Here is a 16,701-nt window from a genome sequence, read left to right as displayed (position 1 = left end):
AAATGAAAAAGAAGATTAAGAACAGATGTATGAAAGTATTCTTACTACTGATAGTAAGCATGCTCTCTTTTTCATCTAGTATGTATGGCCAAAGTGGCTCAAACATTACAGTAAAAGGAAATGTGAAAGATAATAATGGTGAAGCTATTATAAGCGGAAGCGTTGTTGTCAAAGGGTCGACTATCGGAACAGTAACCGATATAGACGGTAATTATACTATTAATACACCAGCCGATGCAATATTGGTTTTTTCCTATGTAGGATATAAGAACCAAGAGATACCTGTAGGTGGAAAAACAAGTATAAATGTAACCTTAGCCGAAGATACCGAACTTCTGCAAGAAGTAGTTGTAATTGGCTATGGAACTGTAAAAAAAGAAGATCTGACAGGAGCTGTCACCACTGTTTCAGCTAATAATTTAGCTAAAGGTATGGCTACTTCGGCTTCAGACCTGTTGGTTGGTAAAGCTCCCGGCGTAAGCGTTGTTTCAGATGGTGGAGCTCCCGGTGCCGGAGCTACTATTCGTATTCGTGGTGGATCATCATTGTCAGCCACTAACGACCCTCTGATAGTTATTGACGGAGTGCCTGTAGACAATAGTGCCGGAGTAAAAGGTATGGGTAACGCTCTATCTACTATTAACTCTAATGATATAGAAAGTTTTACTGTTCTAAAAGATGCTTCTGCTACAGCTATTTATGGATCCCGTGCATCTAACGGTGTAATCATAATCACGACTAAAAAAGGAGCTATAGGATCTAAACCTAAAGTTAGCTACAATGGGACTTTCTCAGTTAGCACCAAAACAGGAGAAGTGGATATGATGGGTGCAGATGAGTTTCGTCAATTTGTTACAGACAAATATGGAACAGAAAGCGATGCTTATAAAGCGCTAGGAAATACAAAAACAAATTGGCAGGATCAAATATTCAAAACTGCATTTAGTTCAGATCATAACATAAGTGTAGGAGGTGCTGCGGGATCAGTTCCTTATCGTGTATCTTTGGGATATACTAATGAGGAAGGTATTTTAAAGACTTCTAGCCTTGAACGTTGGACAGGTGCGATTAACCTGAATCCAAAATTCTTCAACAACATGTTAAGTGTACAGTTGAACCTAAAAGGCGTTTATAATCTAAATAGATTTGCCAACACCGGAGCTATTGGTGCGGCAGCAGAATTTGATCCAACAAAACCTGTTTATATGCCGGATTACAAAGATGGAGATCCGGGTAACGGATATTATCTATCATTAAAAGCTGATGGAAAAACCCCTATCGACATAGGTTTATCTAACCCGGTGGACGCATTAAACTCTCGTCATAATACAGCAAGAGTAAGAAGAAGCGTGGGAAATGTACAGTTTGATTATAAAATGCACTTTCTACCGGATTTAAGAGCAAATCTGAATTTGGGTTATGACATATCTCGTAGTATGGAATGGAATACTATTGATGACAACTCTGTGCTATCATGGGTAACCGGAAAATTCAAAAGCGGATTTGGAGAAAACGAGAACTATGAACAGAGCAAAAAGAATTATTTAATGGATTTTTACCTCAATTATGCAAAAGAAATAAATAACAAACACCGCTTCGACATAATGGGAGGTTATTCATGGCAATACTTCTACAGATGGGACTCTACAGTATATCCTTATTCTCTTGCTATGCAAAAACAAAAAGGAGCAGGAACTTATCAAGATGGAAAAAGCTATAAATCTGAGAATTATTTAATTTCCTTCTTTGGACGTTTCAATTATACTTTCAATAACAAATATTTATTGACTCTGACATTACGTAACGACGGTTCATCTCGTTTCTCTAAAGACAATCGTTGGGGACTATTTCCTTCAGCTGCTTTAGCATGGAGAGTATCGGAAGAAGGCTTTATGAAAAACCAGAATCTGATGTCTGATCTAAAAATACGTTTAGGTTATGGTATTACAGGTCAGCAAAATCTTCCTGATGTAAACGGAAATCCGAATAATTATCCATATCTCAATAAATATATGTATAGCAAACCGGGAGCTAATTATTTCTGGGGAGATGAAATGATCCAATTACTAAGACCTAATGCTTACGACAAAGATTTGAAATGGGAAGAAACAACAACTTATAACGTTGGATTAGATTATGGATTTTTAGGAAATCGTATAACAGGAACCGTAGATGCATATTATCGTAAGACTAAAGACTTATTGAATAATATATTTATTGCTGCCGGAACTAACTTTAGTAACCAATTACTAACTAATCAGGGAGAGCTTACAAATAAAGGTATAGAGTTTAATATAACCGGACATGTCATTGAATCTAAAGATCTGAACTGGACTCTTGGTTATAACGTTTCATATAATAAGAACGAAATCTCTAAAATGTTAGACTTCGACAATCCTAATTATAAGGGAATTATACATGGAGGTATAACCGGAGGTACAGGAAACAATGTTCTTATACATGCTCTGAATCAACCATTTAATTCATTTTATGTTTACCAACAAATATATGATTCTGCCGGTAAACCTATCGAAGGAGCATATGTAGACCAGAATAAGGATGGAGTGATTGATACTGATGACCTGATAACTTATAAGAAATCTGCACCGGATGTATTCATGGGACTTACATCTCAACTTTCTTATAAAAACTGGGACTTTAATTTTGCGCTGCGCGCTAGCTTGGGTAATTATGCTTACAATAATATTCAGTCTAATCGTGAAGCTTATGGAGGCTCTTCGATGCTAGACCCTACAGGATTCCTGAAAAACCGTATCAGTTCTGCATCTTATACCAACTTTAGCGAACCTCAATATTTGTCAAGCTATTATGTACAAAATGCATCATTCTTGCGTATGGATAATATTTCAATAGGTTATACATTCCAGAATGTAGCAAAATGGTTAAGTTCAGCACGCATATACGGCACCGTTCAAAATCCATTTATTATAACTAAATATGATGGACTAGATCCTGAATTTAACAATGAAGGTATAGATAATAATATTTATCCACGTCCTCGTATATTCATGTTTGGTTTGAATCTAAACTTTTAATTCCCTGAAAATACAAGAAATATGAAAACAATAAGATATAAATTGATGACAGTAGTAATGTTGTTCGGCTTTACAACATTTCTTACATCCTGTCTGGGAGATCTGGATACTCTCCCTATCGACCCCAACGAACCTGTAGGAGAAACTACATATGGCAAAGAATTGGGAGCCTATAAGTCAGCTTTGGCCAAAATTTATGCAGGATATGCTATTTCCGGAAACGAAGCCGGTGATGGAGAATCTGATGTTGCCGGAGTAGACGGTGGTAGTCAGGCTTCATTTCTTCGAGCTCTATGGAATTTGCAACAACTACCAACCGACGAGGCTCATTGCTGTTGGAATGATGTTGGTATCGACCGTTTCAATTATATGACATGGGACGCTGGTAACGTATTCATTAAAGGAATGTATTATCGTCTCTACTATCAAGTGAATCTGGCTAATGAATATTTACGCGAAACTACAGATGAAAAACTGGCTAGCCGGGGAGTGGAAAGCAGTGTAAAAGCTGAAATAACCACTTATCGTGCAGATGCACGTTTTATGAGAGCTTTGGCTTACTTCTATCTGTTAGACATGTTCCGTAATGTTCCTTTTGTTACAGAAGCTGATGAAGTAGGAAAAGTAGCCCCTAAACAAATAATGGCTAAAGATCTATTTACATATATAGAACAAGAATTGATAGATTGTGATAAAGATCTGATAGAACCGTTTGTTGGTTACAATTCTAAATATTATGGTCGTGCAACTAAAGCTGCGGCATGGGCTCTATTATCGCGTCTTTACTTAAATGCTCAGGCATACATAGGTGAAGCTAAGTATACAGAAAGTATCACTTACAGTAATAAGGTATTAGGTGTAGGATACGAACTGGAGACTAAATATGCAGATATGTTCAAAGCCGACAATGGAAAATCAAGAGAGATGATATTCCCTATACGCTACGAAGGTGCCAATACCCAAACATGGGGAGGTATGACATTCTTATTATGTAGCTTTGTTCCATCATCGTTACAAGAGAGTATCAATGCACAGGGAGCATGGCAAGGTAATCGTGCTCGCGTTTCTCTTCAAAAAACTTTTGAAAAAGAAAATGTATTGAGTAGCGACAGCCGTTATTCTATGCTCAAACCAGATCTGGCTGATAATATTGATATATTGACACCTTCCAGATATAAAGATGGTATACCCGTAGTAAAATACTCGAACATGAACAAAGATGGGTCTAAACCGGCAAGTAATATTGCTTATACTGACTTTCCTCTATTGCGCCTTGGTGAAATATATCTGAACTATGCCGAAGCTGTTCTTCGTGGAGGTTCGGGAGGAACATCAGCTATGGCTCTTACATATGTAAACGACTTACGCAAACGAGCATACAACAATAGTTCATCTGCTACGATCTCATCATCTGATCTTACACTCGATTTTATTTTAGATGAAAGAGGAAGAGAATTCTTCTTCGAAGCACAACGCCGCACCGATTTAGTACGCTTCGACAAATTAACAACAAGTTCTTATGTATGGCAATGGAAAGGTGGAGCATTTAATGGTATTGCAGTCGATAAGAAGTTCAATGTATATCCTATCCCTGCTGATGATATAGGCTCTAATCCTAACTTAACTCAATATACAGGATATTAATTTGTAAAACATTAAGAAATAAGAACATGAAAAAATTTAATATATTATATCTTTTTATTTTCTCTTTGTTTGCTTTTATGGCTTGTACTGATGAAGATGAGCATACAAAGTTAGCTGACAAAGATTACATAGCACCTTCTTTAAAACAAGATGTATTGCAAAACTTTGTTATAACAGAAGAAACAAATCTAGAAGATTCTATTGGCTATTGGAAATGGACAGCAGCAGATTACTTTATAGATTCTCCTGCTTCGTATAATTTGCAAGTGGATACATTACCGACATTCGAAACTGCACATAGTATTGTTAAGTCTCCGGATAAATACATGAAGATTACTTATAAGACATTGAATGATGCAGCACTTGGATTTGTTACAAAGTCTCAGAAATTAACTTTATATACAAGAATTAGAGCTAGTTTAGGAACTTCCGAAAAAGGAAGCCTTCTTTTATCGGAAACACAACAGGTAACATTTACTTGTCGTCCATCTATAAAGTCTGTTCTTTATATTGTTGGAAATGGATTAGTAGGATGGGGTAATGATATTGCAAATGTTGGAGCCGATCTTCAATTATTTTTTGCAGATAATAGCGGTGATGCAGAATTAAAATATGTATATACTGGTACATTTAACAGTGGGGCATTAAAATTCCCTACAGCCGCTGGTAATTGGGATAAGGCATATGGGTATACAGGCGGTAAACTTGTGGTAAATGGAGGAGATTATTCAACTGCAGGAGCAGGTCTATATACTCTGTCTGTTGATTTGAAGGCTGCAACAGTAAATATGGAAACCTACGGAGGTACAGTAAAAACTTACTCTACCATGGAAGTTATCGGAACCGCAGCTAAAGGATGGGGCGACAATGATGGTACAGCAATGGTCAATGTAGCAACACATGTTTGGATAGCTAAGAGTATTACCCTCAAGGCAGGAGAATTAAAGTTTAGAGAAGACAAAACTTGGACTAATGCTTGGGGTGCATCAACTAAATCTGATCAAGAGTTTCCTTTCGGAAAAACAGGAGGAGAAAACTTTATAATAGAAGAGCCTGGAGAATACTTCTTAGCATTAAACAGTTTAACCGGACATTATATAATAATACCTGTTAAGAACCTACCTAAATAGGAAGTTTTTAAGCAAAAGAGAAAAGAGGACGGATAAAAATTTATCCGTCCTCTTTTCTCTTTTATTTTTTGCAAACGATTGCAGGTATTTTCAATCTGTTTGTCCTATAAATAAATGGCAAGTTAGTATATAAAATCATTTCTTTGTACCATGAATATTTTATATGGAATCATGAAAAGAACAACTTACTACTTATTTTTTATCAGCATTTTTTTTATTACAAACATTGCAAAAGCACAAGAACTTAAATCTCCTGACGGAAACTTAAGTTTATCATTCTCTTTGCAAAATGGAGGTATTCCTACATATAGTTTAAAATACAAAAATAGGGATGTCATCAAACCCAGTAAACTTGGACTAGAACTGAAAGACAACAGTGATGTAAACAATGATTTCAGCGACTTTTCGGTAAAACGAACCGATAGCAGAAAAGAAAAAGACGATAAAGTTTCGTTACTTAATGGTTTTACAGTAACCAATACTAAAACAACAGCTTTCGACGAAACATGGAAGCCCGTTTGGGGAGAAGTTAAAGAGATACGCAACCATTATAATGAGCTGTCTGTAACTCTCACTCAGAAATCGACAGACAGAAGTATACTCATACGTTTTCGACTGTTCAACGATGGACTAGGTTTTAGATACGAGTTTCCTGAACAAAAGAATCTCACCTATTTTGTCATTAAAGAAGAGCGCTCTCAATTTGCTATGACCGGCGATCACAAAGCATTTTGGATACCGGGAGATTACGACACACAGGAGTATGATTACACAACTTCTAAACTATCGGAAATAAGAGGATTGATGAGTAAAGCAATTACTCCCAATTCTTCACAGACTCCTTTTTCTCCGACAGGAGTGCAAACTGCACTTATGATGAAAACAGACGATGGTTTATACATCAATCTGCACGAAGCTGCATTGATTAACTATTCATGTATGCATCTCAATCTTGATGATAAGAACATGGTATTCGAGTCTTGGCTTACTCCCGATGCACAAGGGTATAAAGGCTATATGCAAGCTCCATGCAATACTCCGTGGCGTACAATCATAGTGAGCGACGATGCCCGTGAAGTTTTAGCATCTCACATAACACTGAACCTCAACGAACCATCTAAGATCGAGGATACTTCATGGATAAAACCAGTAAAATATATTGGCGTTTGGTGGGAAATGATTACAGGTAAAAGTACGTGGGCATATACAGATGATGTATATAGCGTGCAATTAGGCGTTACCGATTATACAAAAACAAAACCGAATGGAAAACATGCTGCTAATACTGCACATGTGAAAGAATATATAGACTTCGCTGCCCTTCATGGTTTCGATGGAGTATTGGTAGAAGGCTGGAATGTAGGCTGGGAAGATTGGTTTGGAAATTCAAAAGACTATGTATTTGACTTTGTTACCCCATATCCAGACTTCGATGTAAAAGAATTAAGTGCTTATGCTAAGAGTAAAGGCGTAAAGATCATTATGCACCACGAGACATCTTCTTCTGTAAGGAACTATGAACGTCATCTGGATAAAGCATACCGATTTATGGCAGACAACGGATATAATTCTGTAAAAAGTGGCTATGTAGGTAACATTATTCCTCGTGGCGAACACCACTATGGCCAATGGATGGTAAACCATTACCAATATGCCTTTGAAAAAGCAGCAGACTACAAAATTATGGTAAATGCACATGAAGCAGTACGCCCTACCGGAGTATGTCGCACATGGCCTAATCTAATAGGTAATGAATCGGCTCGTGGAACCGAATATCAGGCATTTGGAGGCAGTAACCCTGATCATGTTACTATCCTACCTTTCACACGTCTTATCGGTGGCCCAATGGATTATACTCCGGGTATTTTCCAAATGGATGTGAGCAAATATAATCCTCAGAACAATTCTCATGTGAACAGCACTCTGGCAAATCAGTTAGCATTATATGTAACAATGTACAGCCCGTTGCAAATGGCTGCTGATATTCCCGAAACATATAATAAACATCTTGATGCGTTTCAGTTTATAAAAGATGTAGCTGTAGATTGGGACGAAACTAAAATTCTTGAAGCCGAACCGGGAGATTACATAACAATTGCCCGCAAAGCAAAAAATGCAGAGAATTGGTTTATAGGTAGCGTATGTGACGAAAGTGGACGTACATCCAATATATCTTTCGATTTTCTCGACCCGAACAAGACATATATAGCAACAATATACAGTGATGCCAAAGGAGCTCATTATAAAACTAATCCTCAGGCATACACTATTCGCAAGGCAGTTGTAACAAGCAAGTCTAAACTTTCTCAGTTGTGCGCACCCGCAGGAGGGTATGCAGTTAGCGTGATCGAAGCAGATAGATCACAGATTAAGGGGCTAAAGAATCTGTAAAGGGGCAAAAGACAATTTGGTTATCATTAGGTTCAAAGCCGTTCTGTTGATAGAACGGCTTTTCTCTTTTATTCACTTATAAGCATCTAATATAGTAAATATCTCGTTCTTGTTTTCTTCTACAAGAAAATACCATTTGTTTCGGACTTTAAGCCTACCGTTCTCTTTCCAGATCATCATCCAGATATCTTCATCAGCTTTCCCTTCTTTATTATGTGCTATTAAAGTATAATCAGGAGCTACCATTTTAACCATAATACCACTATCATTCCATAATGTATCATTTACAGATAGTGACAAAAGTTCTTGCAGCTTGTTTTTATCTTCTTTATTTACGACCAGTCTTTTTTCGTTTTGTGCAGTAATTACAGACAAAGTATCAGTTATAGAAAAATTAATCTGCAATTTCATAGTATCAGGAGTTTCTATATCCGGAGTTTCTGCTGTTTTGTTCGATTTAGGTGAGCAAGCAAAAAAAGCAGACAATAATACCACTCCTATAGCAATAGCTATCTTTAAAGTATATTTCATCATATTTTTTATTTATTTGTCATTATTTTTAATACCAACTTATCGGTTTCCTGCATTCCTATAGCCCCAATACTGGTTAAGTTTTCTATAGTTTTATCTACATCATCATCTACAATACCTTCCATAGATGAAACAACCTTATCTTCCATAGCCATAATTGCAGAAAGTACAGCAGTAGATACTCCACTCGATATTTTCAAAGCACAACTAGGCTTTGCCCCATCACATATCATCCCTGTAATATTCCCTACCATATTTTTCACAGCAAATGTTATTTGATTATAATTTCCACCCATCAGATATGTTATTCCACAGCTAGCTCCGGTAGCAGCAGCCACACATCCGCATAAAGCAGACAATCGTCCAAGTTTCTGTTTTATATACACTACAGTAAGATGGCTAAGCATCAATGCTCTAATGAGCTGTTCCTCATTACACTCCATATCCTCAGCGAAAGTAAGGACAGGAAGAGTTGCCGTAATACCCTGATTGCCACTACCCGAATTACTCATTACAGGTATCATGGCTCCATCCATGCGGGCATCACATGCTGCAGCTGTATAAGACATCATATGCGAAAGCATAGAATCTCCAAATATCTGTTTACCCAACTTCCCTGTAACCGTTTTCGACACATTATGTCCATAATTTCCCTCCTGAGACAGTCTGGATGCTGTTCTATTAAGCTCCGCAGCTTCCAAGATAAATCGTATATCAACAATTGGAACTGTAGTAGAAAATTCATACACTTTAGCAAAGCTAAGGATTATCTCATCCTTTTCTACAGCAGATTTACTTTCTATATTTTCTGAGATAATAACTTCTCCATTGCGAGCCAAATAAGAAAAATGGGTATGAGTGCCTTTTATTATTGCTATAGTCTCTTCATCTGCGGCAATACAGTGTGTTTCGATATATAGATTTTCAGCAATATCTTCTTTAAGAAGTATTTCTATCCGTTTATCTGCAATGTATTGCTTACCTTTCTCTACATCTTCAGGCGTCAAGTCTTTCAGAACCTGCAATCCATAATCGCTTTTACCTATAAGTACCCCCAATGCAATAGCTATAGGCAAGCCTACCATTTTTGTCCCCGGAATACCTACTCCCATCGCATTTTTCAGGATATTAGCACTAAGAAAGACTTTTATCTGTTCAGGTTTCTTGTCCAACATTTCGGTGGCTTTAGCTACACAAAGCGAGACAGCAATAGGTTCGGTACATCCGATTGCAGGTACGACCTCCCTTTTCACAAGGTTGACAATTTGATCTTTATCTATTTGAGTAAGCATAATTCCATGAAAGATTAGTTATTATACATGCAAAGATATGGCTTCTTTTTCTTTCTTTTCGTTAAATATAACCGAAAAAGTAAGGGGTTTATTTGATTAGTAAGTATGCTTTATTCCTCCTATTTGGCTAATACTCGTTATTGTACTATATTTGTATAGCAAACTTTTTTGTAACCGGAATGAAAGATAAGAAAAAGAAGATTTATGTGATAATCAACCCTAAATCAGGTACTTCTTCGAAACAGAATCTTCCTCATAAAATAGCGGAGGGTCTAGATGCTCATAAGTTTGATGTTCATATGTTCATAACAGGATATGCAGGACATGGTTCTGAGATTGCCCAGCAGGCGATTAAGGATAAGGTGGACTATGTGATAGCTGCGGGTGGAGATGGTACTGTGAATGAGGTTGCCCGCACACTTGTCGGTTCAGACACTACATTGGGTATTATTCCAATGGGATCGGGCAATGGTCTTGGACGAGATTTAAATATTCCGATAGATGTAAAAAAAGCTCTGACTGTTATCGAAGAAGAAAATATTATATCCATAGATTATGGAAAGGTAAACGACCGTATTTTCTTCTGCACATGTGGAGTTGGCTTCGACGCAGAAGTTGCGGCAAAATCTTCTGGAAAAAAGAACAGGGGCTCTTTTATGTACTTAAAGAATATGCTGGAAACTTTCTTCAAACAAGAACTTCAGACTTATGAAATAACTTGTCCGGAAGGCACTATCAAAGATAAAGCATTTGTTGTAACATGTGCTAATGCTTCTCAGTATGGGTATAATGCTCATATAGCACCTCATGCAGATATACAGGACGGTATGATGAATGTCGCCATATTGAAACCTCTGTCTATATTGGATGTACCTCAAACATCTATACAATTATTTACAAAAAAGATAGATGAAAGCAATAAGATGATAGAGCTCATAACCAATGAGGTTACTATAAAACGAGAGCGTGCAGGGCTAATGCATATTGATGGCGATCCCGTAGAAATGGGAAAAGAGATTAATGTAAAAATAATACCCAGAGGTCTCAAGGTCCTTGTTCCCAAAGAGGCGCCTAAAAGAAATCCTTTAGATCCTCAAGAGGTAGTGTTAAGAATATTAGACACCTTCTTTTAGAGAAGCTCTCTACCTATAAAAACAAAAAAAAGTCGAAAGCTAGGGCTTTCGACTTTTTTTATATAAAAATTCTGAATTCAGTTATATGATTTTCTTGAACTTATCAAGAAATACTTTTGCTTGTTCTATTGTCAGACAAAGTGGAGGTAATAAACGGAATACATTTGTACCTGTAGCTCCTGTAAATATTTTTTCTTCGAATAGAAGTTTAGTTCGTTTTTCCTTTATAGGTTCATCAAATTCCATACCTATTATAAGACCTCGTCCACGCACTTCTTTTATCTGAGGAATCTTCTTCAATTCTTCCATTAAGAATTCACCTACATTATATGCATTTTCTACAAGTTTTTCTTTCTTCATAATGTCTAAAACAGCTATTGCAGCAGCACATGCAAGGTGATTGCCTCCAAATGTAGTACCTAGTTGTCCATATACAGCCTTGAACATCGGGTTGATCAGAACCCCTGCCATAGGAAACCCATTTCCGATCCCTTTGGCCACAGTGATTATATCAGCCTCTATATCTGCATATTGATGAGCAAAAAACTTACCACTACGTCCATATCCCGATTGTATTTCATCAAGAATAAGAATAGTTCCGGTCTCTGTACAAACCTGACGCAACTGTTTCATAAAACTATCGTCTGGAACTTGTATTCCGGCAACGCCTTGTATTCCTTCGATAATAACAGAACAATATTCTTTAGTCGCCAATTCTTTTCTGATAAAGTTTATATCATTGAAAGGCGCAAATGCGACATTCAGGTTTTCGTTTACCGGAGCAGAATATGCAGGAATGTCGGTTGTAGCAACTGTAACAGATGTACGTCCGTGAAAAGCTTTTTTAAAAGCCAATACTTTCTTTCTTCCATTGTGAAACGAAGCCAACTTTATCGCATTTTCGTTTGCCTCTGCACCGGAATTAATAAGAAAAAGAAAATAATCAGGATATCCACATTGTTCACCAAGCTTTTGAGCCACTTCCTGTTGCAGCTTATTGATTACCGAATTTGAATAAAATCCTATTTTATTTAATTGGTCGGTTATTTTTTCTACATAGTACGGATGTGTATGTCCTACCGAGATAACAGCATGTCCTCCGTAAAGATCGAGGTACTCATTCCCCTTATCGTCATATACATAACAACCATTTCCTTTTACAATATTTATATCAAATAACGGGAATACATCAAATAGTTTCATTTTATATAATTCTTTTATAATTTCTATGCCTTTATTTTTTCTATCAGGTCTATCACTCCTTCTTTTCTTATTATATACATTCCCAACCTGACATCGGAAACACCTTCTTTGAGCTTGTAAGTATATCGAGGGTGTCCTCCTTCTTCGAGAATATCAAAATAACTGAAATTTATATTCTTGTTGACCTGCAACTCTTTTGCCACTTCTACGATATGAGTTGAAATCACAAAAAACGAACTACGAATATGGGCAAACGCATTTACTATGGCTAGAGTACCATCGTACGCATCTTTCACATTTGTTCCTCTAAACAATTCGTCGAAAATGACCATCATGTTGTTATTGGCTTTTAACCTTTCTGCAACATTCTTTATTCGCATCACCTCTGCATAAAAGTGACTATATCCAGAACTCAGGTTGTCTGATATGTTTATGGTAGTACACAGCCCTGACAAAACACTGAATTTCATTGCCCTAGCCGGAACAGGAAGCCCTGTGTGGGCAACATAAACTGCAATTCCGAGTGACTTGAGAAATGTGGACTTACCGGCCATATTAGGCCCTGAAATGAACAAGATATTCGAAGAACCATCGAATCTGACATCGTTAGCTATGGCATTGTCTACAAATGGGTGAAATAATTCTTTTATTTCCAACAGATTGCCTTCGGCAGCTACAGCCTCGGGGTAACCAAAATTGTATTTTTCGGCAGCTTTTGCTATCGAAAAATAAGCATCATATTCGTATATCAGATTGACAAAGGAATATATGTCTGTTTTATTTGTATTGCGAAACATATAATCGAGACGGGCAATGTCATAAGCCTTCAACTTAGACAGAGTCCAAATCTCTTGATATTCGGTCTTAGAAAACAGTCGCTCTATTTCTTCCTTGTTTTTTACAAGAAGTGCAGGAGGATTTTCAGTACTCTTTAGCTTTTTCGCAAGTATCTGAGAAAACTGATGTATATTTTTTAGTAAATTGATCGTCGACCGAACACCTTTTTCTACTATATAGTACTCTTTTCCAGAACTTAACTTATCCATAATTATTCTTTCAAAGGCCACTGTCTTTGAAGGTAATCGTGTGGGATGGTATATATCTCTGAGATAAAATTCAGTGAAGTCCAAAGCATCCTTATCTATATCTAAGCCTCCGGGCAGATGTGTTTGAAAGAACAGAATAGCATCTTTCCGTTCGCTGATAGCAGACCGATCTGTAAGAGGATTTGCCAGAAACTTATAAAGCTTCTTTCTCCCGCCCTGACATTGAGTGAAGTCGTACAAACTGAATACGGATTTACCATCTTTGACAGTGTCGAAAATCTCTAAATCTTTTAATGTCTGGTTGTCAACTTCAAAATTCATAAGCTTCTGTATTATAAGGTTTATATTGCATAGAGATCAGAATATCTCCATTTCCATATATAACCCCATAAATTTATTTCTTTTTTTATCAGAATTGCCTTTATTAAAACTTTATTATGGTTTTATAGTTTCAAAATGCGCTTGCTTTCAGCCTTAAGCCTTCTGTTTCTTCTAATCCAAAAATGAGGTTCATATTATGTACAGCTTGTCCCGATGCGCCTTTCACAAGGTTGTCTATACAAGAAAGGATCAACAGCTTGCTGCCATGTTTCTCTAAGTGCAATACACACTTATTGGTATTCACCACCTGTTTCATGTCTATATTACTTTCTGTAACCACTACAAAGGGGCTATCATCATAATATTCTTTATACAACTTTTCTGCATCTGCAAGCGAACCACTGTAATCAGTGTATGAGGAAACAAAAATACCCCTTGTGAAATTCCCCCTTACAGGAATAAAGTTAATATCTTTTTCGAAACTCTTTTGTAATTGCACTAAAGATTGTCTGATCTCGGTCAGATGTTGATGCTCGAATGCCTTGTAAACAGATATATTATTCTCGCGCCAACTGAAATGCGATGTAGCCGATGGTTTTACTCCTGCTCCGGTAGAACCTGTGATGGCATTTACATGAATTTCGCTATTCAGCAATCCAGCTTTAGCCAAAGGCAACAGCCCCAATTGTATAGCTGTAGCAAAACAACCCGGATTGGCTATGTAAGAAGATTTTCTTATGTCTTCCTTATTTAGTTCGGGTAAGCCATAAATAAACTTATTGCCCTCTGCCTTGTGCCGATAATCGGTAGACAAGTCTATAATTTTCAGATGATCGGGTACTTTATTCACATCCAGAAACTTCTTAGTATCGCCATGAGCTGTACAAAAGAAGAGTACATCGATCTCGTTGTAAGGCAATTGATCTGTGAAGCTCATATCTGTTTCGCCCAGCAATCCGCCATGTACGTCTGTCAATTTATTTCCGGCATTACTTGTACTGTTCACAAATACAAGTTCTACTTTAGGATGATTGAGCAGTATACGTATCAGCTCGCCCGCAGTATAACCAGCCCCACCTATTATTCCTGTTTTAATCATTGTTTTATTTTAATTTTCCACCACGGAGTTAAATTCATTTTTCGTTTTTCTTTTGTACGCTGTGGTATATCTTGTTTGTCATAGCATATATCTTAGTAAACCCTTTTGCATCGTCTGATGTCCAAGCCTTGTTTATCTCACCATACTCACCGAAGTCGGCTTTCATCAGATCGAAGCTACTCTCTATACCAACCAGAACATAACGGTAAGGATGTAGTTCTATTTCTACACGTCCTGTAACATTGCGTTGCGAACTTTCGAGCATTGCTTCTATATCACGCATTACAGGTTCCAGATATTGTGCTTCGTGAAGAAACATGCCATACCAGTTTCCAACCTGTTCTTTCCAATACTGTTGCCATTTGGTCAATGTGTGCTTTTCCAGCATTTTGTGTGCATTGATAATAACCAAAGGTGCAGCAGCCTCGAACCCTACCCTACCTTTGATACCAATAATAGTATCGCCGATGTGCATATCGCGCCCAATAGCATAAGCCGAAGTTATTTCTTCTATTTTCTGAATAGCCTTTACTTTATCTGTATATTTTTCTCCATTTACGGCCGAAATTTCTCCTTGTTCGAAGTCGATAAGCAACTTTTCCGAGCCTTGCTTCTTTAGCTGAGACGGATAGGCACTTTCGGGCAAAGTCTGATCTGACTTTAATGTCTCTTTACCTCCTATACTCGTTCCCCACAAACCTTTATTGATAGAATACTCCATTTTAGTGAAGTCGGCTTCGTAGCCATGCTCTTTCAAGTAGTTTATTTCATATTCGCGGGTAAGGAGCATATCGCGTGTAGGAGTAATGATTTCTATACCCGGAGCCAGTACGTCGAATGTGAGGTCGAAGCGCACCTGATCGTTCCCCGCTCCTGTACTTCCATGAGCGACGGCATCTGCTCCTATTTCTTTTGCATAATTGATAATCGCAATCGCCTGAAAAATACGTTCCGAACTTACAGATATAGGGTATGTACCATTACGAAGGACATTGCCGAAAATCATGTACTTAATACTTTTCTCGTAGTATTCTTGTGTAATGTCGAGGCTTACATGCTTGGCTGCACCCAGCTTATACGCTTTTTCCTCTACTACTTTCAGCTCTTCGGGAGTAAATCCTCCGGTATTAGCTATAGCTGTATATACTTCATATCCGAAGTCTGCAGACAGGTATTTGGCACAAAAAGAAGTGTCGAGACCTCCGCTAAACGCTAAAACTACTTTCTTTTTCATTTCAATTGCTTCTTTATATCTTTGATTATTGCTTTTATTTCTTTTTTATCTTTTTGTTTTTCGGGATCGAAAAGCATTGCTGTACAGATACAATATCTGCGCTCGGTACGAGTAAGCACATCATAATTGATACAGCCCTGACACCCACGCCAGAAAGCCTCATCATCGGTCAGTTGTGCAAATGACACAGGTACATAACCAAGTTCTGTATTAATTTTCATTACGGCAGCTCCCGAGGTCAACCCGAATACTTTTGCGGTAGGAAACATTGCTCTGGCCAATGAAAATGCGTGTTGCTTTATCTTTTTAGCCAAACCGTGCTGTCTGAATTTCTCCACAACAATAAGTCCGGAGTTAGCTACATATTGTTTATTTCCCCACGACTCTATGTAACAAAATCCGGCAAACTCCTCGTCCATAAGAGCTATAATAGCTTTACCTTCTTTTATTTTCAATTCAAGATATTCCGGAGAACGTTTTGCAATACCGGTTCCACGCACCTTGGCTGCTGCCTCGATGGTATCCAGTATAGTTTGTACATATTTCAAGTGGCTTTCGTTAGCTATTTGTATAGTTAGCTGTTGGTCTTGTTCCATTGGTTTTTCTAACACAAGTTGATCT

Annotated in this window: 12 protein-coding genes; 5 read left to right on the top strand and 7 right to left on the bottom strand. The window is 37.5% G+C overall.

What is annotated here, in order from left to right; genetic code table 11:
• Positions 1-2 precede the first annotated feature (2 nt).
• From BGC7_RS01310 to BGC7_RS01295, 4 genes are all read left to right on the top strand, one after another.
• On the top strand, positions 3-3,056 hold the full coding sequence (locus tag BGC7_RS01310) for a SusC/RagA family TonB-linked outer membrane protein (protein ID WP_050699779.1): 3,054 nt from the start codon (positions 3-5) through the stop codon (positions 3,054-3,056).
• A gap of 21 nt (positions 3,057-3,077) precedes the next feature.
• On the top strand, positions 3,078-4,700 hold the full coding sequence (locus BGC7_RS01305) for a RagB/SusD family nutrient uptake outer membrane protein (RefSeq protein WP_050699734.1): 1,623 nt from the start codon (positions 3,078-3,080) through the stop codon (positions 4,698-4,700).
• Between the two features lie 26 nt (positions 4,701-4,726).
• Positions 4,727-5,830: a SusE domain-containing protein gene (locus BGC7_RS01300; RefSeq protein WP_050699733.1), complete on the top strand. Its 1,104-nt coding sequence runs from the start codon at positions 4,727-4,729 to the stop codon at positions 5,828-5,830.
• Positions 5,831-6,001: 171 nt separating this feature from the next.
• Complete coding sequence (locus BGC7_RS01295; protein WP_050699778.1) at positions 6,002-8,221, top strand: glycoside hydrolase family 97 protein; 2,220 nt, start codon at positions 6,002-6,004, stop codon at positions 8,219-8,221.
• A gap of 72 nt (positions 8,222-8,293) precedes the next feature.
• On the opposite strand, the gene BGC7_RS01290 is transcribed toward BGC7_RS01295, so the two are convergent.
• Both BGC7_RS01290 and BGC7_RS01285 read right to left on the bottom strand, forming a co-directional pair.
• Positions 8,294-8,755: a hypothetical protein gene (locus tag BGC7_RS01290; RefSeq protein ID WP_050699732.1), complete on the bottom strand. Its 462-nt coding sequence runs from the start codon at positions 8,753-8,755 to the stop codon at positions 8,294-8,296.
• Positions 8,756-8,760: 5 nt separating this feature from the next.
• On the bottom strand, positions 8,761-10,044 hold the full coding sequence (locus BGC7_RS01285) for an L-cysteine desulfidase family protein (RefSeq protein ID WP_050699731.1): 1,284 nt from the start codon (positions 10,042-10,044) through the stop codon (positions 8,761-8,763).
• 179 nt (positions 10,045-10,223) lie between these two features.
• On the opposite strand from BGC7_RS01285, the gene BGC7_RS01280 reads away from it, so the two are divergent.
• Positions 10,224-11,177 carry a diacylglycerol/lipid kinase family protein gene (locus tag BGC7_RS01280; RefSeq protein ID WP_050699730.1) on the top strand — a complete coding sequence of 318 codons (954 nt, stop codon included), beginning with the start codon at positions 10,224-10,226 and terminating at the stop codon, positions 11,175-11,177.
• Positions 11,178-11,258: 81 nt separating this feature from the next.
• Here BGC7_RS01280 and BGC7_RS01275 read toward each other — a convergent pair whose 3' ends face one another.
• From BGC7_RS01275 to BGC7_RS01255, 5 genes are all read right to left on the bottom strand, one after another.
• Positions 11,259-12,380, bottom strand: a complete 1,122-nt coding sequence (locus BGC7_RS01275; RefSeq protein ID WP_050699729.1) for an aspartate aminotransferase family protein — start codon at positions 12,378-12,380, stop codon at positions 11,259-11,261.
• Positions 12,381-12,403: 23 nt separating this feature from the next.
• Complete coding sequence (locus BGC7_RS01270; RefSeq protein WP_050699728.1) at positions 12,404-13,747, bottom strand: MutS-related protein; 1,344 nt, start codon at positions 13,745-13,747, stop codon at positions 12,404-12,406.
• A gap of 130 nt (positions 13,748-13,877) precedes the next feature.
• Entirely contained in the window at positions 13,878-14,846 is a 969-nt protein-coding gene (gene argC, locus BGC7_RS01265; protein ID WP_050699727.1) for an N-acetyl-gamma-glutamyl-phosphate reductase, read from the bottom strand.
• Positions 14,847-14,880: 34 nt separating this feature from the next.
• Positions 14,881-16,080 (bottom strand): argininosuccinate synthase, encoded by a 1,200-nt coding sequence (locus tag BGC7_RS01260; protein ID WP_050699726.1) that lies wholly within the window; start codon positions 16,078-16,080, stop codon positions 14,881-14,883.
• On the bottom strand, positions 16,077-16,676 hold the full coding sequence (locus tag BGC7_RS01255) for a GNAT family N-acetyltransferase (protein WP_199318977.1): 600 nt from the start codon (positions 16,674-16,676) through the stop codon (positions 16,077-16,079). Before BGC7_RS01255 ends, BGC7_RS01260 begins: the two co-directional genes overlap by 4 nt.
• Between the last annotated feature and the right edge of the window lie 25 nt (positions 16,677-16,701).

It is taken from the genome of Dysgonomonas sp. BGC7 (assembly GCF_001261735.1).
Lineage (GTDB): Bacteria > Bacteroidota > Bacteroidia > Bacteroidales > Dysgonomonadaceae > Dysgonomonas.
The sequence above is the reverse complement of the archived record's forward strand: the minus strand, read 5'-3'. Positions and strand labels throughout refer to the sequence as shown.